Genomic DNA, 23,676 nt, shown 5'->3' with positions numbered 1-23,676 from the left:
GAAAAACGCCGATAAGAATAGTCTTATGGCGTTTCAAATATTTTAAGCTGAAGGTTTTGGTTTTTTCTTTTTATGCCAAACCTTTTTGTTTCCTTTTTGCGGTACTTTCTTTTCCTCTACATGCGTAATTTCCATTGCAGCTATGCTTTCTGGCAGCGGCATGCGCGGAACCGGTTTCTCGATTAATTTTTCGATGTTATCAAACTTGCGCTTATCCCTTCCGTTAACCAGGGTAATGGCTGTACCCTTAGTTGCAGCTCTTGCCGTACGCCCAATGCGGTGCACATAATCGGCAGGATCGCCAGGAACATCATAGTTGATCACCAAATCAATTCCCTCTACATCAATACCGCGAGATAATACATCCGTTCCGATTAAAATTGGTAATCTTCGGTTTTTGAAGGCTAATAAAATATCTTCTCGTTCTTTTTGCCCCAAATCTGAGTGGAAAGCTTCGGCTTTAATGCCCAAACCTTTAAAGGCTTTATATAATGCCTTTACCTTTTCTTTTGTAGAGGCAAAAATGATACTGCTTTTGTATTGGTCGCTTTTGAAAATCTCCGTTAATAAAGCCTGTTTTTGCTGATCGTGAATGTTATAAGCTTGTTGATCAATTCCCTCAGCAGGTTTAGCAATTGAAATGGTAATCTGCTTCGGTTCGTGTAAGATCTTGCCCGCCATGGTCCTTATTTTCGGCGCCATCGTAGCAGAGAACAACAGTGTTTGCCTTTTTTTCGGCAGATAGCTAATAATGCGGATAATGTCGTCGTAAAAGCCCATATCCAACATTCTATCTGCTTCGTCCAAAATCAAATGCTGTAAATGTTCCAGTTTTAATACACCTGAAGATAAATGCGCCATCAGCCTTCCAGGAGTAGCAATAATGATATCTACACCCTCGCGCATGGATCGTTTTTGCTGTTCGTAAGCAATACCATCTCCCCCACCGTAAACCGCTAACGAACTGATATTGGTAAAATAAGCCAAAGCTTCTACCTGTAAATCAATCTGTTGCGCAAGCTCCCGTGTTGGTGCTAAAATTAAGGTATTGTTGTGCCTATTGGCAGCTTTGCTAATTTTATCCATTACGGGTAAAAGGTAGCTGGCCGTTTTTCCGGTACCAGTTTGAGCGCAGGCAATCAGATCATGATTATCTAAAATTACCGGGATGGCTTGTTCTTGTATCGGAGTAGCGCTTTTATACCCCATGGCCATTAAGCCTTCGTATAAATCGGGGTTAAAATTAAAGTCGTTAAAATTCAATCTATTGTGTTTATGTCTTTTAGCAAAAGTACCTTAAAATACCGCGAATAACAAACCTACATTTAATTTCTGCTTTCTTAATTCCTGTAAAGCGTTGTCAGGTTATTACTTTTCTCTCAAAATAAACAAAAAAGCCCCAACTGCTTTAAACAATTGGGGCCTGGAAATTATAATAGACGAAACTTAGTCTACCAGAATATCTTTCTCTGGTGTATTCGTTTCAGGGTTTTTAGGGAGTGTAACCTTCAGAATTCCATCTGCGTAACTGGCAGAAATATCTTCTACTAAAACTTTTCCGTTTAAGCTAAAGGCTCTTTCAAAAGTGCCGTTGCTATATTCTCTTCGGCTATACTTTTTACCTGCATCGGCTTCTTCTTTTGGTTGGTAAGAAATGGTTAATACGTCATCTTTGGTAACTACCTTTAAGTTTTCTTTAAGCAAAGCCGGCGCAAAAAGCTCAATAACAAAGTTACTTTCTGTTTCTTCTATATTAACCGGTACCTTTCTAAAGCCCTGGTTAAACATAGCGTGTTTATGTTGACCAAATGGACCACCAAAGTGTCTGTTAAATTTTCCCGCTCCTGTGCCGAAATGGCCATGCATCTTGCCCGAATGGCATCTATGTTCGTTGTACATTTTATTTAATTTTAATTGTATTTATTCTGTTAATTCATCGGCCTAAGCCAATATTAATTGTAAACCGCCTGTTCCGTTTTAGGAATATCTAAAAGCTGTGTAATGATATTTGCATAAGGATAGGCCGGTGAGAAGACGGCATAATCAAATTTTAAACCCCTTAATTGAACCAAAATATCATCGATAAATTTCATGGGTTCCAGCAATGCACTGATCAATCCCGATTTAGGTTTTTCTTCATCTTCAACAGCCTTTTCTCCTTGAAAAATATTCAACTCCTGATTATAGGCTTTAAAATCTGCGCCGATTTGTTCTATCGGAGCCTTAAATTCATCCGAGCTAAAGAAAGTAACCTGTTCTCCCCGGGTAATCATTTCATTTGCCATACTCAAAATCGGACTAACATCGGCTCGAGATGGATCGCTTAAAAAAAGTACTTTTGACATCAGGCTATCTATTTACTTTGTTTGTACTGTCTGTTGGGATAATGGTATCAGTCTTCTGCGTACGATGATGACTGAAGCCATGGTCTTTATATTGCGCGTGATCACAATCATCATGATAATGCCTGTTTTTAAAATCTAACCGATCAGGGTATCCGTACTGAACGGCCAGTACATTTAAGCTGTAAAAAGTTCCTGCAGCAACGGCTAATGCCAGCAATATTCTAAATGTTCTCATGGCGGTTAATCATTTACGTTAATGTGGTTAACTATTCCGTTACCTTGTACATTTGGCCTGTACCATTGGTTATCGATCGGCACGATTGGGCTGTAATGGTTTTCGAAACCGTTAAAGCGGCTGTGAAAATAATGGCGACGCCTACCGGTAAAGATCCTGAACATTAAACCGATCAGCATGATCGCCAATATAAATTTAAACACAAATGGTACGAAGAAAGCAGCTGCACCAAGTAGCATCCCGAATCCTATAGTTTTTAATATTTTTTTCATTTGTTATAATTTTGAAGCATTGTAATTAATTCACCTTAAACAAGTTGAACTAGCAATGCTGTTGTTTTTGTTATTTATATAGGAAGACGGAGCAAGATTATTTTTACTTTAAAATATTTTGATTTTTTTTATTTACTAAGAAATTCATGCTCTGATCTCATCCTGCGCGGAGTCGAAGGATATTTTATACATCATTTCGGTCGGTGAGACACCAACAAATAGAATAAGTAGAAAAGTCGTTATTAGTATGACAGTTTAAAAAATCGCCGTCATTTCGACTGAAGCGCAGCGAAATGCCTGTACGGGCAGGCCTGTCCGCACAGGCGGGCACTCCGCGTTGCTACTGTTGACGATTCGCGGAGAGGCTTTCAAGATGTTCAGAATGACAGCATTGTATAAAACAAAAAACCCCGAATCTATCGGCTTTCAAACTATTCTTTATTGCGGTGGTGGCCCCATCCGCCACATCTCCGCTTGTATTCCTCTTTAAATTTTGCCCGCTCCTCTTCGTTCATGGAATCCCATTTAGCACGCATTTTCTGTGCACGTTCACGGAAACCACCGCCATGCCCCCCTTTATTAAAATTTCCGAACAGTATCCTGCAAAGCACAAGCAAACCAAGGGCCTGCCAATAATTAAGCCTCCCTGCATGGGCAACTTCAGGCAGAATCCAGTTCCATAAAGACATAACTACGTAGCCCAGAGCCGCTGCAATAAGCACCGCTACCGGGAAAAAGAACATGAATTTCTTACCGCGATTAAAATTTCTATTCATCATGTCTGTAAATTTAATAGTTAATAAATTCCTGATATAAATTTTGTAAACGGTTACGCAGGTGTTTTACCGCATAACCTTTTCTTGATATTAATGTTTTAATATTTTCCCCGCTCTCATCGGCCAGTTCCTGAAAAGTACGTTCTTCCAATTCGTTCTGAACAAATACATAACGTTGATTTTCAGGCAGTTCTTCCAGCGCCAAAAACAATTGATCCCAGAATAGTTTCTTTAAACTCTCCTCTTCCGGCGAGTAGGCTTCAGCAAGTAAAATTTCCTTAAAATTGATTTCGCCGTCTTCGCCTTCAAAAGTGAAGTCTTCTAACGATTCTTCCTTTTGCTTGCGGTATTTATCGGTAATCTTATTTCTGGCTACCCGATATAACCAGCCGCTAATCTGCTCGATAGCGCCCGCTTCTGGTTGATTGCTGAGTTGAAACCAAACATCCTGCAAAATATCTTCCGCGTCCTCATCCGTATTCACCCGGCCGCGGATGAAACTGAATAAGCGTTTACCATAATTGGCAACCGTTGAAATGATATTTTGAGGTTCGTTTGTTGGCACTAAATTTTGCTTAATAATCCAGTAAACGGATGAAACTCAATATTACTTTAAATTTTCTTTATTTTTTTCGGCAAACTTCCGAAGTTTGATGTTGGAAATAAACAAGGCTAAATCGAAAGTCTAAAAAGACTTTGAGCAAAGAAGGTATAGTTTTTATTATCTTTTTTAGAAAAGGAACGGACGAGGTTCTTGGCAGACGGCAGCCCCGCTTTTGGTTTAATCTTTTTGTTCCCTTTCACAAGGCCCTGGCTGCAACAAAAAGGATTTCACCGCAATCGGGTTTAGGTACAAAGTGGGTGCACCCTGCAACCCCTAAAATGAAATGCTGTTTGGGCCATCTAGCCCCGGGGGAAGCGTTACCCTGAAAGGTGGAGGAATCCCGATTCTTCGGGAAAGCGTATAAGCGTAACACAGGAGCCATGTTCTTTTCTTACACAGCCATTGCGCTCCAAAAAAAATCAGGGTCAATTGGCCTGCGCTAATTAACGAAGTCTCCCTATCACACCAACCCTTTAGACTTCGTAAGTCTTTGGCTGCTACTTTAACGCACCAGTTGGATTATTGCCCTTATCCACCACCGTTTTAATGTTCCCGTCCAAATCAGAAACATATATTTTGCTATGTGTAAATGGTTTTTCAGTTCCACTGTAAAAAATCCGGTCATCTGCGGTAAGAAAAACATAAGGAACATTCATCCCTTTAGGTGAAATCCGCCGGACTTTTTTATTGGCCAGATCTAAAATATAAACTGCTTCGCTTGGCCCTGTTAATCCGTCTAAAACATCGGCATTACCCGCATTAAAAATTAGTTTCGTACCGTCTTTTGTATAAAAAAAACGGTTACTGCTTGCTATGGAAAATTCTTTCCCGATCAAATCAGATATCAGTTTAGTATCTATTAACTTTCCGGTAAGATCAAAGGTATAAAGCCTGGCTAGATCGTGCCCGACGATTTCCTTTTCATTTTTCCAGGTTGGGGCATAAATATTTATGTTAGATGCGCTATCAAGCATCGCATACCCCGAATTATCGGTTTTAATCACACCTATTTTCCACAGGTGTTTGCTGTTAAAAATATTAAATGCAATTGCGCTTCCATCAGCAGACCACATGGCCTGATAATAATTATTACTATTTACCTGTAATTTACCCTGACTTTTGTTTTCCATATCGGCAACCCATATTGATCGGTTCCCGGCAGAATCGCTAAGCGTATAAGCCAATTTATTACCGTCAGGAGATATAGCTGGATTGACTGCGCCACCAAACGAAATCTGCTTCATGGTATCGATACTCGTAGCTACAATTTTATCTCCATCCTGATAGGCTAGCGCGAAATTTTTATTACTCAAAGAAACCGTATCTAAAACAGCTTTAGCATTTTCTCCTTCAGATTTATTGTTGCTGCAGGAAGCAATTAATGCTACAGAGGAAATTAAAATAGAAAGTATGGTGGTGCTGATTTTCGTCATGTACAATTTTACAAATAGTTTTTGTGTATTATTCAGGGATACCTTGGAGAAGCTATATTTTACTTAATACAAACTTTATGTTAGTCGATTTGCCGTAGTTCGTGTCCTCACGCGCAACAATCAATCAATACCTATACTTAATTTAATTTCATCCGCCGTGGTTCTTGTCCGCACGAAACACCCCACACTAATTCTTTTTCCTGTCCGCGTAGCCAAACACCTTTTGAAGTAGCGTTGTGCTTCTGGAACTCAAGTTACCCCTAATTTTGAGTTCTTCCTTTGCAACTTCAACAAATAAACCATCAATGGCTTTTTGAGTAACATATTCCGTTAAGTTGGTATTTACTGGCCTCACTAAAGGCAAACGGTTGTATTGTGTAGTTAAATCGCTGTAATATTTAGTGGCATTAACCTTATTTAAGCTTGTGGTTACAATCGGGCTAAACTTCTGCATCAGTTGTGCTGTGGTTACCCTTTTAAAATATGCTGTAGCCGCATCTTTGCTTCCTAAAAGAATATTGGTCGCATCAGTTAAGGTCATCTGTTTAATGGCCGATATAAAAATAGGCTTTGCTTCGGTAGCTGCATCCTCAGCGGCACGGTTTAAGCTTACGATCACATTATCGCAAAGCTTGTTCAAACCTATGCTCCGTAATGTTTTTTCAACCTTTTGTGCTTCAGGGGGCATCAGAATTTTAACCGCTAAATTGCCCAAAAAGCCATCTTTAACCGAAAGCCTGTCTGCACCCGCAGAAACACCGATCTGTAGCGCTTCTTTAATTCCCTGTCCTATTTCAAAAGTGGACGGCGTTCCTGTAGCGGCTGTTGTAGAACCCTGCTTCCCGGTTACCTTTTTAAATATATCACTCAGTTTAATCTGGGCGCTAACATTTAGGCTTGAAAATACCATCATGGTTAGTGATACCGATAAAATATTAATCTTTTTCATCTTGTGTGTTTTATCATGCTTAGCAAAACAACGGCCATATTTATATTCAAAGATAAGTCTTTGTACAGGACAGCAACATAAACGGCTCAAAAAGATCTTCATCAACGCAAATATCTTGAATCTTTCTTCTAAAAAATTAGTTTATGTCACATCAGTGAGAAATATTTTTTATACTTGAAAGATAATTCGAAATAGCGACCATTTTTTGAGGTTTATAAAAAACACAGCTGGAAATACCCAGCAAGACGATGCGAAATTGATTGCCAGTTACAAAAATACCGGCGATTTGGACGCTTTGGGTACGCTTTACAATAAATATATGCATTTGGTGTTCGGGGTTTGCTTAAACTACTTTAAAGATGAAGAGCAAAGCAAGGATGCCGTAATGCAGATTTTTGAAGAACTGGTAACGAAGCTAAAAATACACGAGGTACAGAATTTTAAGAGTTGGCTTCATGTTTTAACGCGGAACCATTGTTTAATGGCATTACGAAAATCGGCAAAGCAAAATAATGTCTCCATAGACGATACTTTTGTGGAAAACAGCGAGTTTGTGCATCTGGATATAGACAACACAAAAGAAACGCAGCTTACCATTATGGAAAAGTGTATGGAAACTTTGCCTGAAGAACAGCGAAAAAGCGTAGATTTATTTTATTTACAAGAAAAATGCTATAAAGAAGTGGCTGATATTACGGGCTACGATATGCTTAAAGTGAAGAGTTACATCCAAAATGGTAAGCGGAATTTAAAGATTTGTATAGAGAAAAACAGTAGTGAATAACGATTGGTTAGATATTGATGTACTGGAAGATTACCTGGATGGTAAGCTTGATGCTAAAGCTATGCATTTTGTAGAAAAACAAGCTTTGGAAGATTCTTTCGTTGCCGAAGCTTTGGAAGGGCTAAAGCAATCGCCAAAACGCAAGCAAACGCTTTCTATTTTACAAAAACAACTGTATGATCGTATATCAGAAAAGCCTGTAAAACGTAAACTATGGGGCATCACCACCCAAAGATTAAGTATCGCAGCAACCGCAACTGTGGCTTTTATTGCAGTAAGTATTTTATTCTTTATGCGCGAAACCAACCGAAGGAATGCAGAAATTGCCGCGCATAAAAAGGAAGGGGTATTGGTTCACTTAGACAGTGCTACAAGTATTGCTGCTAATCAAACAAAAGCTAAAGAAGAAATCGTTACGCAAAACACGAAAAAATCCACCTTGATTGATACGACAATAACAGCGGCAAAAACAGGAGATCTGGCAAAAAATACTAAAAGAAACACTATGATAGCACCTGCAGAACAGCAGGTTGCCGAAGTAAAAGCAGCAAAAATTGCATCAGATAATAGTCGCGCAAAAGCAATGAGCCGTGTAGGACTTATCGATTATAAATCAAGTCAAGCAACGTTAAGTGAGACTGTGGTGACAGCAGAACCTGCAGTAGGCTCAGGTAAAATTGCATTTAGCGGCAATGTGGTAGATCAAAGTAATGGCCAGCCGGTTCAGGGAGCCGTGGTAAAGTTAGCTGGCTCTAAAAATGTAACTGCAACCGATGCCAAGGGTTATTTCTATTTACCTGCTGATAGTAATGCAAAAGATAAAGACTTATTAATTAATGCTATTGGTTTTAAAGAATTACCCGTAGCTGGTTTGCAAGATCCAAATGTGATTAAAAATGCACTGAGTGGAAATAAATCATTAAACGAAATTGCTTTAATTACAGGTTCAAACGGGCAAAAAAAGGAAAATATTGCTGCACCAAAAATTACACTGCGTGCAGAGCAAAACCTGGATGGAAAATCGGCCAATGAGATTACTAAGCCTGTTCCGGTTTCTACCATTAACTATAGCCAGTACTTAGCGCATAACAATAAACTTTACAACCCTAAAGGACCGGAGCAATTTGTGATTTTAAGTTTTAAAGTTAAAAGCAACGGGCGGCCTGCCAACATCGCCGTTATAAAATCGCTGAACAAAAAAGCCGATGCAGAAGCAAAGCGGTTAATTCAGGAAGGTCCGGATTGGGTATTACCTAAAAACGGAACGGATTCGGTAGAAATTAGCGTTAAATTCTAAGTTTTTGTTAACGACTGTTAACCAACTTTGTGTTCTAAATCGTTTGAAGTAGCATCACATAGAACTTAGCGTTACGATTTCATATTTTAATAGAAAGTGTTATCATTTTAGACTATCGCTTTAACTACTCAGATCATAAAAGATTCATTACCAGAGCATTAAAAATCATTTAATAAATATAAGGTGTAGTTAAAATATTCTTTTTTGCACTACCATTGACAGAATCCACTAGTTCGGTCGTCATTCTCGCGAATGCGGGAATCTTAATGCACGTTTAAGATTCCCAATCAAGTTGGGAATGACGATTTCTTGATGGATATTACATAATTAAATTTTATCTGTCAATCATATTGCTTTAAATCATAAATTATCCCTCAGGATGACATTCACAAAGTAAGCTATCATTTCTAACGCAGTAGAGAACCCGAAGGCGCTGGGAAGCAAAATCTTTTAATATATTTTAAGGGTTTATTGCAATTCCAGTTCAAAGATTTCTCCATTGCGCTGCGCTTCAGTCGAAATGACGGAGATTTTAAATCTGTCATTGATAGACAACTTTCTCTGTTTGATCTGTGCAAACTCAATGTTCTCTCTGGTAAACAAAACGTCGCTTCGCGAAAACTTAGCGTTCTTTGGGATTAAAAGCAAAAAAGACCAAAGCTAATGCCCTGGTCTTCTGAATATATTAAAGGATTTTGTTTTTATTTTAAGTAATAAATCACAGCATAAATAATGGCTGCCAATGTAGCGGAAACCGGAATGGTTAAAATCCATGCCCAGATTAAGTTGATGGTTACCCCCCAACGTACAGCAGAAATACTTTTTACCACACCCACACCCACAATAGAACCTGTAATGGTATGTGTAGTAGAAACCGGGATCCCGAAATGCTCCGTAATACCCAATGTTACGGCACCAGCACCCTCGGCGGCAACACCCTCAAGCGCGGTTACCTTTGTGATTTTAGATCCCATTGTTTTAACAATTTTCCAACCACCACTCATGGTACCTAATGATATTGCCGAGTAACAGGCTATTGGTACCCAGGCAGGCATCGCTTCGAAATTAGGAATTACTTTTGAAGCGATTAAAGCTGTAGCGATAATCCCCATTACTTTTTGGGCATCGTTACCACCATGGAAAAAACTTAATGCCGCAGAAGATAACAATTGCAGACGTTTAAACCACTTCTCAGCAGTAGCAGGCTTGGCATAACGACAGATATTGATAATGATCAGTGTTAATATAACTGATATCACCATACCGATTATTGGTGCCAATACAATGAAAGATACAATTTTAATTACATAGCCCATGTTTACAGCATCAAGCGGACTAGCGCCTGTAAGTAAAGCATGTGTCATACCTGCACCGGCAAAACCACCGATTAAAGTATGTGACGAACTTGAAGGAATACCGTACCACCAGGTTAAAAGGTTCCAGATAATTGCAGCAACCAAACCTGCCAGAATAACTTCTAAAGTGATATAGTTTTCGATTACCGTTTTAGCAACAGTATTGGCCACCTTGTGATCGGTAAAATAAAAGTAGGCAGCGAAATTGAATAATGCAGCCCACAAAACCGCCTGAAAAGGCGTAAGAACTTTTGTAGAAACAACTGTTGCAATCGAGTTAGCGGCATCATGAAAGCCGTTAATGTAATCGAAAGCAATAGCCAGAATTACAACAACAACCAATAAGGTAGTTACCATGTTTGTTTTTTATTAAGCGTTTTTAACCAAGATAGTTTCAAGCACATTCGCCACATCCTCACACTTATCTGTCGCTTTTTCTATCGTTTGTAAAACCTCTTTTTGTTTAATTAATTCAATCGCATTGGTTTCGTATTCAAATAAACGTGCTACCGCTAAGGTGAATACATAATCGGCCTGGTTTTCACCACTGTTAATACGGATACAAGCATCAGCAATTACACGGATATTTTTGAAACTGCGTAATTCTTTAATTGCTTTATCAATATCAGTACACATTTCTACCAAAAGCTCAGCAATTTTAACAATAGGCTCGTTAATGGTATTCATGTTATACATCTGCATACGGTTTGCAGTACCATAAATATAATCGGCAACATCATCAACGGCAGTTGCCAATTGGTGAATGTCTTCTCTATCAAATGGAGTGATAAAGTTCCTGCTCAGCTCAAGAAATATCGAATGGGTAATATCATCACCTACATGCTCTAAGCGCTCAATTTCCTTAAAAATTGTTTTTCTGCTTTCCGCATCACCCGTACTAACCATTTCTAAAAGGGTTTCAGCAATTTTTAATGCATTGCTACCAGCTTGTTCGAAAAGCGGATGAAACTTTTTGTCCTGAGGTGTAAAGAACTTAAAAATATTGTTCATGTTAATTTTTAATATGTTGCAAAGCTACAAGCCCAATGTTAAGTTAATGTTAATTCCTTAATTATATTAACTAATTATCATCTAATTTAGTTAGGCAAGCGTTATTTCTACACTTTCAGGTAGCTGACAATGAAATAAATAGTTTTTTTTTGGACCAGTGTGGAACAAGTTCTTCAGTTACAGCAGCCCCGTTAAATGCTTATCCTGATGAAACCTGTGCATGCAAATCATAAAGTTAAGATAACTACTTAATCAGGATATTCGCAAATATCGGGTTTATCAACAGAGGTAAATTGCTTTTCAGAACGAAATCAGAACCTGTATTTTCCGTGCGATCTGTGTTTCCGTGGCAAAAATTGAGAATGATTCTCAAGGCACTAAAGCTACCCGCCTTTTTGCAAGGTAAAAGCGAAAGTTGTTCCAATGCCTGGCGTGCTACGAACCGAAATAGTTTGCTGGTGTGCTTCTAAAATGTGTTTTACAATAGCTAAACCTAAGCCCGTGCCGCCAACTTCTCTTGCCCGGTGGGTATCAATGCGGTAAAAACGCTCGAACAGACGTGCGAGATGTTTTTCTTCTATACCAATACCATTATCAGTTACTTCGATCAAAACCTGGTCGTGCAGCTCGAAAATCTTAATGGCGGTTTCGCCTCCATCAATACCGTACTTAATGCTGTTTACCATTAAGTTAATTAGCACCTGTCTGATCTTTTCGCGATCGGCAGAAACGAGGGTCATGGCAGTGTACTTCTCTTTAAAAAAGAGTTTAATGTTTTTTGCTTTTGCACGGTCTTCGAGGTTTTCCATCACCTCTTTTGCCAATTGTACAAAATCGAATTTTTGGTAATTTATGGGCGATTCTCCTGTTTCTAACTTTGAAATAACGTCTAAATCATTAATCAAATAACTCAAACGCTCTACGTTGTTTTCTGCTTTTTTTAGAAATAAAACGGCTTGATCGGGGTCATCTACCAGGCAATCCTGTAAGGTTTCGATATAACCCTGAATGGCAAAAAGCGGGGTTTTAAATTCATGCGAAACATTTGAAAGAAACTCTCTCCTAAACTGTTCCTGTTTTTTTAATAAATCAATTTCTTTTTTCTTTGCACCTGCCCATTCCTTTACTTCCTGTTCTACATCATTAATCGGATCAGAACTTACATACTCACCAAGCGCATCTTTTAAATCTTTGCCCAATTTAAGGTTATGGATCAGCTTGTAGATGAGTTTAATTTTAGTGTAAATATATTTCTCCAGCAGATAATAAAAAACCAAAAAGCTGCACAGAAACGATACACCAAAAGAAATGGCCATGTAATACAGACTATGCTGAAAATAAAAATTAACCATCCCGATGGAAAGACCAACGGCGAGAGCAGTAAATAAAACCAGCACACTTAATTTCATGCTGCAATTTAAAGCTTTTTATGTTAAATGTGTGTTAAGAGACAAAGGCTATTCATTCATTTTACTGAAGACTAAAAAACAAAAAAGCTTTCCCTTTTGAGGAAAGCTTTATAAAATAGGAGTAACTACTACTTATTTCTTTGTTGTATCGGTTTCGGCCGGAGTTGATGTGGCCGGTTTAGTGCTGTTTAAATTGCCACCGATTGGAGATGGTGATGGCGTTTTGTTTAAACGCTCCTGAATAGCTGAGTTTCCAACTGCAGCACTACCACCGCTTGTTTTAGCAATTGTAGTAACGGCAAGGGTTAACACCACTATCAGCGTTAACAATACCCACGATCCTTTTTCTAAAACATCGCCAGTACGTTGTACACCAAACATGTTACTGGTGCCACCGCCTGTCGCTAAACCGCCACCTTTAGGGTTTTGTATTAAAACAAACAAGCCTAAGGCTACACACGCAATAATTAATAAAATGATTAAAAAGGTTACCATGTAATATTATATTTTAAAATTTCTTTTCTATAGATTGGATAAGGTCGGCAAAGTAACGGCTTTTTTCCGGATATTTCAAACTTAATTTTTTATAAGTATCTATGGCTTTGTGATAAAGCATTTGCTCGATATAAATTTTAGCTAAAGTTTCCGAAACCAGGTCGTAATTGTCTTCTGCACTTTTCTTGGCCTTATTTTCATTATCGATCTGTTCTGGCTTAGGCGGCTTAATTGTTGGATCTTCTTTTAAAAATTTCTCGATAATTTCAGCGCCCTTTGCATCTTTAATTTCGGCAGCGGGATATTCTGCTAAATGATCGGCTACCTCGAAAGGAGTTTGGATGTGAAAAATATGCTCAACATACTGTTGCTGAAACTCAGCGCTTTCTTGCTGTGGCTTATTTTGTGGCTGTGGTTTATTATTATTAGCATTAGGGTGCGCATAAGGCTGAAAAATCTGCTCATGCTCCTTGCGGGTTTTAGCCAACCACCATAAAAAAGTATATGGAAGCTTATCATCGTTATATTGCGAAACAAAATTTCTTTCTGGTTCGTCTGGCACAACAGTTTCGATTTCTGGTGCAGTGCTAACCACGTCGGTACTTAATTTCTGCTCAAAGGCAAAGAAATCAGTAGCGGCTACACTTTCGATAAAAGAATCGTCATCTGCAGGCAAGTCCATGAAATGGTTATTGCTGTCGGGCAGGTGGTTTGTTGTTTCTACATCTAACACCTGATCCATAACAGCTGGACTATCATCAGTAAATTCACTTGTTTGCGCTAAAACTTCTGGCTCATCCTGTATATTTTCTGCAACAACTATATTAACATCAGCCCCCTCTTCCTGCTTTGCCTCCACTGGAACCATATTCAGTACATGGAACAATACATGCCCCTGACCATATAATGCAGCTTTTGGTATAAATGAAGCATTGGCTTTGGCCAAAAGTAAATGGATGGGCTGCGCATATGGAAATTGCTTAACCATTTCCTGCAACATGGATGCATGCTCTGGCCTAACCTTTCCAGGTTGCGCAAGTAAATCTGCCAGTAGCTTTTTGTTATCCATTATCGAGGTTTGCCGCTAAGTTAAAAAAATGTAAACGGGTTTTGAAAATTTTGTCTTTTTAGCGTGCTGTTTTATTTACCACTGTGCAAAGGCACGGTTAAAAATATCTTCCGATAACTGTTTGTTGATATTCTCGATAGCACCAGGCAACAACGTTTGAATTGGTGCACCGTTAATCGGAAAATCAAAAAATTTGGTAAAGCTCTCTTCAAAACTTTCTTTTTCGTGCTCTTTTATATTATTCTTATATTTTACTGAAACTGTAATGGTTAATCTGTTTGCACCCGCGGTTGGTGTAGCACTATTCTGAAGCGCAACCGGTTTAATATCATAACCTGTTATTCTACCCTCAAACGATGCATCTCCCTCGCCTGTTGGAGAAATAATCAATTTAGTTTGGTTACGGATACGGCTTTTTAACGATTCAGTAATCTGGTTACTTAATGTTGGCACCACTAGTGGTGCATTATTTTCGAATACCCGAACAACCACCGTTTTTAACCCTGTTGTTGATGCTCCACTGAATTTATAAGAGCAAGCACTAAAAACAGATGCGAGCAGAATTAAGGCAAATATTTTAATTTTCATCATTATAGAAAATGTTGTCTGATTTTTGAGAAACGTACTTTACAGGGAATTTAATATAAGCAATTAAATTTATAGGTTTAATTCCTTAATCTTCCTATACAGGGTCCGTTCTGAAATACCCAATTCCTGTGCAGCAAACTTGCGTTTACCCTTATGTTTTTTTAATGCTTTTTTAATCAGGTCTGATTCTTTATCCACCAGCGATAATGATTCTTCTACTTCTTCCGCGTCATGCGCAAAATAATCAGCATTATTATTGTTGTTAACGTTATTATTGCCTGGTGCAGGGTGCTGAATGGTAAAGGCGTGCTCCTGTCCTGCGGGCAACTCTACATCACGGTATAGCTGATTGATATATTGCGGGTTATCTGCCAATACCGTAGCAGTATTTCCACCGTGCTGAATAATTTCAGCCACCAGTTTTTTAAGCTCAACCATGTCCTTTTTCATATCAAAAAGCACCTTATACAAAATATCTCTTTCTGTAAAATCTTCTTTAGATTGAGCGTTGATCGCCATTGGCAGGTTACTCCCGGCTTCGTTCGGGATATAATTTAAAATGGCCTGACCGCTCACATTCCGGTCTTTTTCTAATACGCAGATCTGCTCAGCTATGTTTTTTAACTGACGAACATTACCCGGCCAGCTGTAATTGGTTAAGACCTGAATGGCATCAGGCTCCAGGTGTAATGCCGGACTACGGTATTTGTCGCTAAAATCAGCTGCAAATTTTCTGAATAGTAAATAAATATCTTCTTTACGCTCTTTCAAAGCGGGTATGCGCAATGGAACAGTATTTAACCTGTAATATAAATCTTCGCGGAATTTTCCATTTTTAACACGGTTATATACATCAACGTTAGTGGCTGCAATAATACGAACATCTGTTTTTTGTACTTTAGAGGAACCCACACGTAAATATTCGCCACTTTCTAAAATACGTAGTAAACGAGCCTGTGTGCCTAAAGGCAACTCGGCAACCTCATCTAAAAAGATGGTACCGCCATTTGCTACCTCAAAATATCCTTTACGGGCCTCATGCGCACCGGTAAATGATCCTTTTTCGTGACCAAAAAGCTCAGAATCTATGGTCCCTTCGGGGATGGCACCACAGTTTACCGCGATAAAAGCACCGTGTTTACGGGTGCTCATTTGATGGATAATCTGCGAGAACACCTCTTTACCACTACCACTTTCGCCTGTAATTAATACCGACATATCGGTTGGTGCTACCTGGCTGGCAATATCTATGGCACGGTTAAGTAAAGGCGAATTGCCAATAATACCGAAACGTTGTTTAATATTTTGTGTATCCATTCTTTAGATTTGAGTATTGAGATTTGAGATATGAGACCTTATGCCCCTTACCTTCTACCCTCCACCTTTTAAACTATTTTACCAATTAACGTAGCGGATGTACATTTCTCGATATACACATTTGCATACTGCCCTGGTTTTACACCTTCAATGGCAGGGAAAATGGCCATTGCGCCGCTGTCGCCTCTTCCGCAATAATCGAGGTCAGATTTTTTAGAAGTGCCTTCAATCAAGACCCGAACAGTTTTACCTACCCATTCTTGCAAGCGCATTAATGAATGTGCCTGTTGTTTGGCTAAAATTTCAGCAAGACGGCGTTTTTTCACTTCTTCAGGAATATCATCTTCCAATTTACGGGCGGCTAAAGTCCCCGGTCTTTCAGAGTAAGTGAAGTTATATGCAAAATCATACTGCACATAATCCATCATACTCAGGGTTTCCTCATGCTCTTCTTCCGTTTCTGTACAGAAACCAGCAATGATATCAGTAGAAATTGCACAACCCGGAATAATGTTCCGGATGGCATCAATACGATTGATATACCATTCGCGGGTATAAGTCCTGTTCATTAGCTCCAAAATACGCGTATTACCAGATTGAACAGGCAAGTGAATATAATTACAGATATTATCGTATTTAGCAATGGTATGTAAAACCTCGTCGGTAATATCTTTTGGATGTGAAGTAGAGAAACGCACTCTTAAATCTGGACTTACCAATGCTGTTTGCTCCAAAAGTTGCGCAAAGTTTACCGTTTCTGTACCATCTTCCGATGTCCAGGTGTACGAATCTACGTTTTGACCTAAAAGTGTAACTTCCCGGTATCCGGCTTCAAACAAGGCCTTTGCTTCTTCTATAATGGAATGTGCATCGCGACTACGCTCTCGGCCACGGGTAAAAGGCACCACACAGAAAGAGCACATGTTATTACACCCACGTGTAATGGAAATAAAAGCAGTTATTCCATTGCTGTTTAAACGAACCGGACTAATATCTGCATAAGTTTCTTCGCGCGATAATAAAACATTAACCGCTTTATGTCCGCTCTCTACCTGCTCAATTAAGTTAGGCAGATCGCGGTAAGCATCTGGCCCCACCACTACATCAACTAAACGTTCTTCTTCCAAAAATTTAGATTTTAAACGTTCTGCCATACAGCCTAAAACCCCAACAATTAATTTTGGATTACGGCGTTTTTCAACACCGAATTGTGATAGACGGTTTCTTACCCTGGTTTCCGCATTTTCGCGGATGGAGCAGGTATTGATGAAGATCACATCAGCCTGGTGATAATCCCCTGTCGTTTCAAATCCAGTTTCAGATAAAATAGAAGCCACAATTTCACTATCAGCAAAATTCATGGCACAGCCGTAGCTTTCGATATATAATTTACGGGCATCTGCTTTAACCGGTGTATCTAAAATTAAAGCTTCACCTTGCCTGGCTTCATCGTGCTTCTTATCCTGTACTTGTAAATCAATCATTATTTAATAACATTTTTGGGGATTGCAAAAATACACAAATAAAATTAAAAGTGACAAATTGACATAGTTTGTTTAAATGTTTACAGTATGATTATGATAAAACAGTAAGCAGGCTCTATTAATCTACATTTTACTTACTGATAACGTTTTTTGGAAATGTAAGGTTCTGTGCCTGTGGAGGACCGCAGCCCCGCCCCCGGTTCTACCTCAATTGAAGAAGTTGTGGCATCCCGCTAGGTTCGGTTTAGATTACAGCTGTTCCTGCTACTATGAGGGGACTTACTACCACCGTCTTAACCCATTTAGCCCTTGGCGAAGCGGTACCCTGCAGGCCAGGAGGTACGACGGCCGAAGCGTACAAGCGGAGCAAAGGAACAAACGGTGTTAATAGCGCTGAGCTTGCGCTTCTAAAAAATTAATCATAAAAAACGTAGCTATATCTCCTCTTCGGTCTGAGCTTTTAGCTTAACACGAAAAAACCTTTCTTGCTCCCATCTGTTACGTAGGGATAAGCCATAATAAATGACAGCGCAGAAAAACAAAATTTGGGTCTGGATAGGAAGCATACTCGGTATATTAATTTTAATTTTAGCATTTGGTGCTATGTTTTTAAGCGCCCGATGGAAACCCATATTGACCGAAAAAATCAAAGCTGGTGTTTATAATGGCTCGCATCATTTATATCGGATAGATTTTAAAAGCATTAACTTAAATGTGATTACAGGCAGCATGGCACTGCGCGATGTTACCCTTACTCCGGATACGGCTGTTTTTGATAGCTTGAAGAAAAAACAACTGGCGCCTGCCCATATTTTCGAGCTTAAGTTAAAGAAACTGCAGATTAGCCGTGTTGGCATACTAACCGCCTACTTTAAAAAGCGGATAGAGGTAAATGAAATCCTCTTACAAAAGCCATCTATCAACATGTATTTTAACAAAGTAACCAAGAAAACCGATAGCATAAAAGATGAAAAATCGCTTTACGAACAGCTTTCCAAAAACTTTGAATCGGTACATATAAAGAGCATTAAAATTGTAGATGCAGATTTTGATTACATCAATAAAACCACTTCGAAAAAAACCAAAAACTCGATCAAACACCTTGATATTAATGTTAATGATTTTTTATTGGATTCGCTTTCAGGCAATGATACCACCCGGTTTTATTATACAAAAGACGTAACATTTCAAATTGCAGGTTATAAATCGGTAACAAAAGACAAGATGTACAACATGAAAGTGGATACGGTTAAAGGTTCCACCTCATCAAAAAAGATAACGGTTAAGGGCTTTCAACTTATACCTTTATACAACGAACTTACTTTTGCAAGGAAATACAAGATTCAGAAAGACCGGTATAATCTAAGCTTTGATCAGGTAGAGTTCAATGGGGTAGATTTTATTGGCTTAAATACCGACCAAAAACTATATGCCAAATCGTTAAAAATCGGGCCAGCCAATGTGGAAGTATTTATGAGCCGCGAATCGCCACCTCCGCCAGGTTTTGATAAAGGCCAGAACTATCCGCACATGGCACTGAAAAGATTAAACATACCTGTTTTGATTGATACAGTAAAGCTGAAAAACATTGATGTTAAATACGCTGAGTTTAACCCCGCGAGTAAAAAAACCGGATCAGTTAATTTTAAAGCGCTCAATGGAAATATTTTTAATGTAACCAATGATAGCCTGCAATTGATCAAAAAGAACCATGCACTGGCAGATTTAAATACACTTTTAATGGGCACCGGAAAGCTGAATGTAAATATCGATTTTAACCTGACCGATAATAATGGTGCTTTTACTTACAGCGGAAGTTTGGGCAAGTTTGATATGAAAAATTTAAATCCATTATCAAAAGCGCTCGGCCTGGTAGAAATAGAAAGCGGAAACATACAGCATATTGATTTTAAGGCCAACGGAAATTTAAGATCTGCAGCAGGCAAGATAAATATGCTGTACACCAACCTGAAAGTAAAACTCTTATCAGATAATATTGACGGCGAGGGAACTAAGAAAAAAGGGGTTTTATCTTTCCTGGCCAATACGATTTTGGTTAAAGACGAAAATCCACAAAAAGGTGAAACACCGAGAACAGCCAGGATGACGAATACCAGAATTAACTCCGCCTCTTTTTTTAACCTGATGTGGAAAACTGTTTTTGTGGGCATTAAAGATATTGTAGGCGTTGGGATCGTACCTGAAAAGGATCCGGTAAAACAGCAAAAAGTAATTGCAAAAAAAGTAAGGGAACAAAAAAGGGCAGACAGAAAAGCTGCAAGAAAAGCACGCAGAGAAAAAAATTGATCTTACGTTTTTCAAATATATGTTTATACCGTATATTGCTAATGAAACACCATCTCTGCTTTTTTAATGCCTGATACTAAAAGATACCGTTATAAAGTTTTTAAATGGATTGCGTGCACACTCCTCAGTGTTTTTATCCTGCTTGCTGGCATTGCCTGGCTGTTAAATGTAAAATCGCGTCCTATTTTAACGGATAGGATTAAAACCCTGCTCTATAAATCAACAGATAGTTTATATACCATCAGCTTTACCCAGGTATCTACTAATGTGTTTACAGGAAATGCCACTTTACAGAATGTAAAAATAACACCAGATACCAATCGGTTCAGACAACTTATTGCCTTAAAAAGAGCGCCAAACAATTTATATACCGTTTCTTTAAAAAAGCTGGTGGTGAAGCACTTCCACCCGCTAACCTTATACCGCGAAAAAAAACTACAGCTGGAGGAAATCATATTTGATAAGCCTGAGGTAATCATGGTTAATCAGCAATTTGCTTTTAATGAAGGGCGTGCACCAAGGCCCATTAAATCGCCTTACGATATCATCTCTCAAAACCTGAAAGAGTTTAGCATTAAAACCATCCGCTTTAAAGATGTAAGCTTTAAATATGTGAATAAAAATGTACCGCATTCAGTCCCTTTCGGTATTGACGACCTTAATATTACGTTAACCGATTTGCTGGTTGATTCGACCTCTGCTGATGACCCGAGCCGGTTTTACCTGCTGAAAGATATCGTAATCAACCTGAACAACTATATATACCGTACACCCGATAAAATGTATGACATTAAGTTGGATAAACTTGATTTTAGGGCTATTACAGGTAAACTAAGGATAAATAGCTTTGCATTGGTTCCATTATATGATGAAATGAAATTCGGCAAGGTTGCGGGTTATGCCAGAGAACGTTTTGACATTGGCATGCGCGATATTATGCTCAACGGCATAGACTTGCCGCTTTACATCAGCAAACAGGAACTTTGGGCAAAAGAAATGGCCATAGCTAATGGTTCTGTCTCTGTTTTTAACCAAAATGGGCTCCCTGATAAGCCACAGGAGAATAAGATTGGTAAATTTCCCCATCAGCTTTTGCAACTTGTTCATGCGCCTATTCTGGTGCAGAAAATCCAGTTGAAAGATGTAAACATCAACTATTCTGTTTTTAATAGCGAAAGTAATCAAAGAGGACACATCAGTTTTGAAAATACCTCGGGAATTATAAAAAATGCCACTAACCTTGATAACATTAAGGCCATAAACCCAATAATGGAGGTTAACCTAAATACTTATTTATTTGGCCAGGGGAAGCTTGATGTGAATTTTATGTTCAACCTTACCGCTAAAAATGGTGCATTTGCTTATCATGGCGTTTTACACAATTTTAATGCGCGGGTTTTAAACCAAATCACTAAACCCCTTGGGCTGGTGCGCATTAACCGCGGCAGTGTAGATAAATTAAAGTTCAATTTTAAAGCAAACGATTTGGGCACAAAAGGAACGGTAACATTCTCCTACTATGACCTTTCTGTTGCCCTGATGAAAAACGATCCCGAAAAGGACCACCTCGTTACACGCGGTTTTCTTTCTTTTTTAGCCAATGCCCTGATTATCAAATCCGAAAACCCTGGTGCAGATGGCAAGCTGGTACCTGTAAGTGTAAATTACAGCAGGCCTTCAAACACATCATTCTTCAACATGATCTGGAGGGGTCTTTTTACAGGGATAAAATATAGTATAGGCATTACCGAAGAAAAGCAGAATGAAATGCGTGAACATATTGCAAATTTTAAGGCCATGCGCACCAATCATTTAAAAAGGAAACAAAAGCGGTTAGAAAGAAAGATTAAACGGGAGCACAAGCAAAATGAAAAGCGATAACATGTTGTAACCTTTTCTTATCTTTATTCTCTAAACATTAAACTAAAACTATGATTATTGCCCTCGTTATTATCGGATTCATCTTTCTTATTGGGATTTTCTTTTACAACTCGCTTATCGGGAAGAAAAATCAGGTAACAAATGCCTTCTCGGCCATTGACGTCATGCTAAAAAAACGGTTCGACCTTATTCCAAACCTGGTTGAGGTGGTAAAACAATACACCACTTACGAGCAGGGCACCTTGACCAAAATAGTTGAACTGAGATCAAAAGCTGGTGCGCCAAATATCGGTAACGCCGAAAAAGCAGATTTGGATGCGCAATTAAGTAGCAATATAAGAAGTTTGATGGTCAACGTTGAAAACTACCCTGATTTAAAGGCCAATACTAATTTTATTAACCTCCAAACCACCTGGACGGAGAGTGAAGAACAGATTGCCGCAGCCAGAAGAACTTACAATGCTTCGGTAACCGATTACAATAATTCGATTATGATGTTTCCAGGTAGTTTATTTGCCGGGATATTAAACTTCCATCCGGTTCCTGTTTTAGAAACCGCAGCTGAAGAACGCAAAAACATTAGTGCAAAAGAACTCTTTAACAATTAATGTTGTTCGATATTGCAAATGATGTAGCCTTACAACAAGTATTGGCCACTATGGAGGTAACACGCAAAAGAATTGCCGCTACCCAAACCAAAGGTTATACTTTTATTGCAGCAGGTATTCTAATTTGCATTTTAGGCTTCGTACTGGGCTTTCCCATTCCCGGTGTTATTGTTGGTTTAATCCCATTAATATACGGTGGTGTACTATTCTTTAACATTAACGATTCTTTAAAAGCTTACCGTCATGCTTATAAAACCAATGTAATTGGTGCTGCGCTTAAATTTTTAGACGAAAGTTTGTCAATTAACCCTTACCAGGGAATTGAAGCTTCGGAATTTATGTACACACAATTATTTACCCAAGAGCCCGATCGTTATAAAACAGAGGATCTGGTAACCGGATGTGCGGATAGAACCCGTTTTTATTTTGCCGAGGTCCATGCCGAATATAAAACGGTAACCCAAACCAAAGACGGAACCCGAACAGAGTGGCACGACATTTTTAGAGGGATCCTCTTTGCTGCCGATTTTAATAAGAAATTTAATGGCGTAACCATCGTCAGACCAAAAGATTTCGGAGCAGCTTTTGGCGCATGGTTTTCAAAAAACCTGTTTTCTTTTGGCAAGAATGACGTTATCCAACTGGAGAATGTAGCATTTGATAAGACCTTTGTAACTTATGGTTCAGACCAGGTCGGATCCAGGTATATCCTTACACCCGCCCTGATGGAACGGATACTAAACCTCAATCATCAAAGCAAGTATAACATCAGTTTATCGTTTATCGAATCGAGGATGTATATCGCTTTCCCCTTAAACCGGAATTACTTTGAGGCACCAATTTTTAAATCTTTAGTTAATGCCGAAGCCTTAAACGATGATATTACCACCATAAAGTTTATGTATGATATTGTTAAAGAGCTTGATCTGAATACCAGGATTTGGGGTAAGGCTTAACTTTCCGAAGTTTAACTTGGGCATAAAAAAGGAACTTCGGAAGTCCAACAAAGGCTTGGCCTAGACTTGCGAAGTTTGCCTTCATATCAGCCTATTGAAACTTCGTGAGCCTTACGTACTAACCCAAATGCTTTTTTACAATTTCTTCCAATGCAGCAATATCAAACGGTTTAGACAGGTAACTATCTGCACCTGCTTCATCAGCCAGTGAAGATATATCATTGTTGGCCGAAAAATAAATTACCGGAATATGTTTTAAATCAGGATTGCTTTTTAAAGCCCTGGTGGCCTGTATCCCACCCAGATCGGGTAACCAGTTATCCATAAAAATTAGATCGGGCATATAGGCTGCAACCTGTTCTTCTATGTTATTAGCACTTTCGGATGTTTTTATCTCATACCCGGCATCTTCCAAAATAAATGTACAGAGATCAAGGATATCCCTATTATCATCAAAAACAAATACTTTTTTCGCAATTATCATATTAACCTCCGAAAAGC

The 23,676-nt window shown here is 38.8% G+C and carries 24 protein-coding genes; 6 read left to right on the top strand and 18 right to left on the bottom strand.

Annotation, left to right across the window (positions count from 1 at the left end; all coding sequences use genetic code 11):
• Positions 1 to 42 precede the first annotated feature (42 nt).
• From BLR60_RS15865 to BLR60_RS15825, 9 genes are all read right to left on the bottom strand, one after another.
• Positions 43 to 1,263 carry a DEAD/DEAH box helicase gene (locus tag BLR60_RS15865; RefSeq protein WP_090501539.1) on the bottom strand — a complete coding sequence of 407 codons (1,221 nt, stop codon included), beginning with the start codon at positions 1,261 to 1,263 and terminating at the stop codon, positions 43 to 45.
• A 183-nt stretch (positions 1,264 to 1,446) separates the two neighbouring features.
• The gene (locus BLR60_RS15860; protein WP_090501537.1) at positions 1,447 to 1,899 is read right to left on the bottom strand and encodes an Hsp20/alpha crystallin family protein; all 453 of its coding nucleotides are present in this window, start codon (positions 1,897 to 1,899) and stop codon (positions 1,447 to 1,449) included.
• A gap of 53 nt (positions 1,900 to 1,952) precedes the next feature.
• Positions 1,953 to 2,345, bottom strand: a complete 393-nt coding sequence (locus tag BLR60_RS15855) for a glycosyltransferase (RefSeq protein WP_143009097.1) — start codon at positions 2,343 to 2,345, stop codon at positions 1,953 to 1,955.
• Between the two features lie 4 nt (positions 2,346 to 2,349).
• Positions 2,350 to 2,580 (bottom strand): hypothetical protein, encoded by a 231-nt coding sequence (locus tag BLR60_RS15850; RefSeq protein ID WP_143009096.1) that lies wholly within the window; start codon positions 2,578 to 2,580, stop codon positions 2,350 to 2,352.
• Positions 2,581 to 2,585: 5 nt separating this feature from the next.
• Positions 2,586 to 2,852: a hypothetical protein gene (locus tag BLR60_RS15845; RefSeq protein WP_090501532.1), complete on the bottom strand. Its 267-nt coding sequence runs from the start codon at positions 2,850 to 2,852 to the stop codon at positions 2,586 to 2,588.
• Positions 2,853 to 3,283: 431 nt separating this feature from the next.
• Positions 3,284 to 3,631, bottom strand: a complete 348-nt coding sequence (locus tag BLR60_RS15840) for an HMG-box domain-containing protein (protein WP_244155678.1) — start codon at positions 3,629 to 3,631, stop codon at positions 3,284 to 3,286.
• Between the two features lie 10 nt (positions 3,632 to 3,641).
• Positions 3,642 to 4,193 carry an RNA polymerase sigma factor gene (locus tag BLR60_RS15835; RefSeq protein WP_057933206.1) on the bottom strand — a complete coding sequence of 184 codons (552 nt, stop codon included), beginning with the start codon at positions 4,191 to 4,193 and terminating at the stop codon, positions 3,642 to 3,644.
• Between the two features lie 536 nt (positions 4,194 to 4,729).
• Positions 4,730 to 5,665 (bottom strand): TolB family protein, encoded by a 936-nt coding sequence (locus tag BLR60_RS15830; RefSeq protein WP_090501528.1) that lies wholly within the window; start codon positions 5,663 to 5,665, stop codon positions 4,730 to 4,732.
• Between the two features lie 187 nt (positions 5,666 to 5,852).
• Positions 5,853 to 6,614 carry a DUF4197 domain-containing protein gene (locus BLR60_RS15825; protein ID WP_090501526.1) on the bottom strand — a complete coding sequence of 254 codons (762 nt, stop codon included), beginning with the start codon at positions 6,612 to 6,614 and terminating at the stop codon, positions 5,853 to 5,855.
• Positions 6,615 to 6,819: 205 nt separating this feature from the next.
• On the opposite strand from BLR60_RS15825, the gene BLR60_RS15820 reads away from it, so the two are divergent.
• Complete coding sequence (locus BLR60_RS15820) at positions 6,820 to 7,398, top strand: RNA polymerase sigma factor (protein ID WP_090501524.1); 579 nt, start codon at positions 6,820 to 6,822, stop codon at positions 7,396 to 7,398.
• Positions 7,391 to 8,695, top strand: a complete 1,305-nt coding sequence (locus tag BLR60_RS15815; protein WP_090501522.1) for a carboxypeptidase-like regulatory domain-containing protein — start codon at positions 7,391 to 7,393, stop codon at positions 8,693 to 8,695. The genes BLR60_RS15820 and BLR60_RS15815 overlap by 8 nt, the downstream gene beginning before the upstream one ends.
• A gap of 701 nt (positions 8,696 to 9,396) precedes the next feature.
• On the opposite strand, the gene BLR60_RS15810 is transcribed toward BLR60_RS15815, so the two are convergent.
• From BLR60_RS15810 to miaB, 8 genes are all read right to left on the bottom strand, one after another.
• Entirely contained in the window at positions 9,397 to 10,407 is a 1,011-nt protein-coding gene (locus tag BLR60_RS15810; RefSeq protein ID WP_090501520.1) for an inorganic phosphate transporter, read from the bottom strand.
• Between the two features lie 12 nt (positions 10,408 to 10,419).
• Entirely contained in the window at positions 10,420 to 11,061 is a 642-nt protein-coding gene (locus tag BLR60_RS15805) for a DUF47 domain-containing protein (protein ID WP_186828578.1), read from the bottom strand.
• Between the two features lie 383 nt (positions 11,062 to 11,444).
• A complete protein-coding gene (locus BLR60_RS15800; protein WP_090501516.1) occupies positions 11,445 to 12,470 on the bottom strand; it encodes a sensor histidine kinase in 1,026 nt (341 codons plus the stop codon).
• Between the two features lie 132 nt (positions 12,471 to 12,602).
• Entirely contained in the window at positions 12,603 to 12,965 is a 363-nt protein-coding gene (secG, locus tag BLR60_RS15795; RefSeq protein ID WP_090501514.1) for a preprotein translocase subunit SecG, read from the bottom strand.
• 13 nt (positions 12,966 to 12,978) lie between these two features.
• Positions 12,979 to 14,034, bottom strand: a complete 1,056-nt coding sequence (locus tag BLR60_RS15790; protein ID WP_090501512.1) for a hypothetical protein — start codon at positions 14,032 to 14,034, stop codon at positions 12,979 to 12,981.
• Positions 14,035 to 14,109: 75 nt separating this feature from the next.
• Positions 14,110 to 14,625: an LptE family protein gene (locus BLR60_RS15785; RefSeq protein ID WP_317039658.1), complete on the bottom strand. Its 516-nt coding sequence runs from the start codon at positions 14,623 to 14,625 to the stop codon at positions 14,110 to 14,112.
• 66 nt (positions 14,626 to 14,691) lie between these two features.
• Positions 14,692 to 15,939, bottom strand: a complete 1,248-nt coding sequence (locus tag BLR60_RS15780) for a sigma 54-interacting transcriptional regulator (RefSeq protein WP_090501510.1) — start codon at positions 15,937 to 15,939, stop codon at positions 14,692 to 14,694.
• A gap of 68 nt (positions 15,940 to 16,007) precedes the next feature.
• Positions 16,008 to 17,423: a tRNA (N6-isopentenyl adenosine(37)-C2)-methylthiotransferase MiaB gene (gene miaB / locus BLR60_RS15775; protein WP_090501508.1), complete on the bottom strand. Its 1,416-nt coding sequence runs from the start codon at positions 17,421 to 17,423 to the stop codon at positions 16,008 to 16,010.
• A gap of 522 nt (positions 17,424 to 17,945) precedes the next feature.
• Between miaB and BLR60_RS15770 the strand changes: the two genes are divergently transcribed.
• From BLR60_RS15770 to BLR60_RS15755, 4 genes are all read left to right on the top strand, one after another.
• Positions 17,946 to 19,730 carry an AsmA family protein gene (locus tag BLR60_RS15770; protein WP_090501506.1) on the top strand — a complete coding sequence of 595 codons (1,785 nt, stop codon included), beginning with the start codon at positions 17,946 to 17,948 and terminating at the stop codon, positions 19,728 to 19,730.
• A gap of 66 nt (positions 19,731 to 19,796) precedes the next feature.
• Entirely contained in the window at positions 19,797 to 21,611 is a 1,815-nt protein-coding gene (locus BLR60_RS15765) for a hypothetical protein (protein WP_090501504.1), read from the top strand.
• A gap of 50 nt (positions 21,612 to 21,661) precedes the next feature.
• Positions 21,662 to 22,219 carry a LemA family protein gene (locus tag BLR60_RS15760; protein ID WP_090501503.1) on the top strand — a complete coding sequence of 186 codons (558 nt, stop codon included), beginning with the start codon at positions 21,662 to 21,664 and terminating at the stop codon, positions 22,217 to 22,219.
• Complete coding sequence (locus BLR60_RS15755) at positions 22,219 to 23,175, top strand: DUF3137 domain-containing protein (protein WP_090501501.1); 957 nt, start codon at positions 22,219 to 22,221, stop codon at positions 23,173 to 23,175. Before BLR60_RS15760 ends, BLR60_RS15755 begins: the two co-directional genes overlap by 1 nt.
• A 118-nt stretch (positions 23,176 to 23,293) precedes the next feature.
• On the opposite strand, the gene BLR60_RS15750 is transcribed toward BLR60_RS15755, so the two are convergent.
• A complete protein-coding gene (locus tag BLR60_RS15750) occupies positions 23,294 to 23,659 on the bottom strand; it encodes a response regulator (protein WP_090501645.1) in 366 nt (121 codons plus the stop codon).
• Positions 23,660 to 23,676: the final 17 nt, after the last annotated feature.

Origin of the sequence: Pedobacter terrae (genome assembly GCF_900100705.1) — a bacterium.
In the GTDB taxonomy this organism is placed as follows: Bacteria; Bacteroidota; Bacteroidia; order Sphingobacteriales; family Sphingobacteriaceae; genus Pedobacter; species Pedobacter terrae.
This window is presented reverse-complemented; position numbering and strand designations above follow the sequence as displayed.

What these genes read in the sequence shown, in the direction of transcription:
- BLR60_RS15850 (WP_143009096.1), bottom strand. Translation starts at nt 2,580, where the DNA reads ATGAGAACATTTAGAATATTGCTGGCATTAGCCGTTGCTGCAGGAACT.
- BLR60_RS15750 (WP_090501645.1), bottom strand. Translation starts at nt 23,659, where the DNA reads ATGATAATTGCGAAAAAAGTATTTGTTTTTGATGATAATAGGGATATC.
- BLR60_RS15780 (WP_090501510.1), bottom strand. Translation starts at nt 15,939, where the DNA reads ATGGATACACAAAATATTAAACAACGTTTCGGTATTATTGGCAATTCG.
- BLR60_RS15830 (WP_090501528.1), bottom strand. Translation starts at nt 5,665, where the DNA reads ATGACGAAAATCAGCACCACCATACTTTCTATTTTAATTTCCTCTGTA.
- BLR60_RS15845 (WP_090501532.1), bottom strand. Translation starts at nt 2,852, where the DNA reads ATGAAAAAAATATTAAAAACTATAGGATTCGGGATGCTACTTGGTGCA.
- BLR60_RS15825 (WP_090501526.1), bottom strand. Translation starts at nt 6,614, where the DNA reads ATGAAAAAGATTAATATTTTATCGGTATCACTAACCATGATGGTATTT.
- BLR60_RS15785 (WP_317039658.1), bottom strand. Translation starts at nt 14,625, where the DNA reads ATGATGAAAATTAAAATATTTGCCTTAATTCTGCTCGCATCTGTTTTT.
- BLR60_RS15810 (WP_090501520.1), bottom strand. Translation starts at nt 10,407, where the DNA reads ATGGTAACTACCTTATTGGTTGTTGTTGTAATTCTGGCTATTGCTTTC.
- BLR60_RS15800 (WP_090501516.1), bottom strand. Translation starts at nt 12,470, where the DNA reads ATGAAATTAAGTGTGCTGGTTTTATTTACTGCTCTCGCCGTTGGTCTT.
- BLR60_RS15840 (WP_244155678.1), bottom strand. Translation starts at nt 3,631, where the DNA reads ATGATGAATAGAAATTTTAATCGCGGTAAGAAATTCATGTTCTTTTTC.
- BLR60_RS15765 (WP_090501504.1), top strand. Translation starts at nt 19,797, where the DNA reads ATGCCTGATACTAAAAGATACCGTTATAAAGTTTTTAAATGGATTGCG.
- BLR60_RS15860 (WP_090501537.1), bottom strand. Translation starts at nt 1,899, where the DNA reads ATGTACAACGAACATAGATGCCATTCGGGCAAGATGCATGGCCATTTC.
- BLR60_RS15760 (WP_090501503.1), top strand. Translation starts at nt 21,662, where the DNA reads ATGATTATTGCCCTCGTTATTATCGGATTCATCTTTCTTATTGGGATT.
- BLR60_RS15770 (WP_090501506.1), top strand. Translation starts at nt 17,946, where the DNA reads ATGACAGCGCAGAAAAACAAAATTTGGGTCTGGATAGGAAGCATACTC.
- BLR60_RS15755 (WP_090501501.1), top strand. Translation starts at nt 22,219, where the DNA reads ATGTTGTTCGATATTGCAAATGATGTAGCCTTACAACAAGTATTGGCC.
- BLR60_RS15790 (WP_090501512.1), bottom strand. Translation starts at nt 14,034, where the DNA reads ATGGATAACAAAAAGCTACTGGCAGATTTACTTGCGCAACCTGGAAAG.
- secG (WP_090501514.1), bottom strand. Translation starts at nt 12,965, where the DNA reads ATGGTAACCTTTTTAATCATTTTATTAATTATTGCGTGTGTAGCCTTA.
- miaB (WP_090501508.1), bottom strand. Translation starts at nt 17,423, where the DNA reads ATGATTGATTTACAAGTACAGGATAAGAAGCACGATGAAGCCAGGCAA.
- BLR60_RS15805 (WP_186828578.1), bottom strand. Translation starts at nt 11,061, where the DNA reads ATGAACAATATTTTTAAGTTCTTTACACCTCAGGACAAAAAGTTTCAT.
- BLR60_RS15855 (WP_143009097.1), bottom strand. Translation starts at nt 2,345, where the DNA reads ATGTCAAAAGTACTTTTTTTAAGCGATCCATCTCGAGCCGATGTTAGT.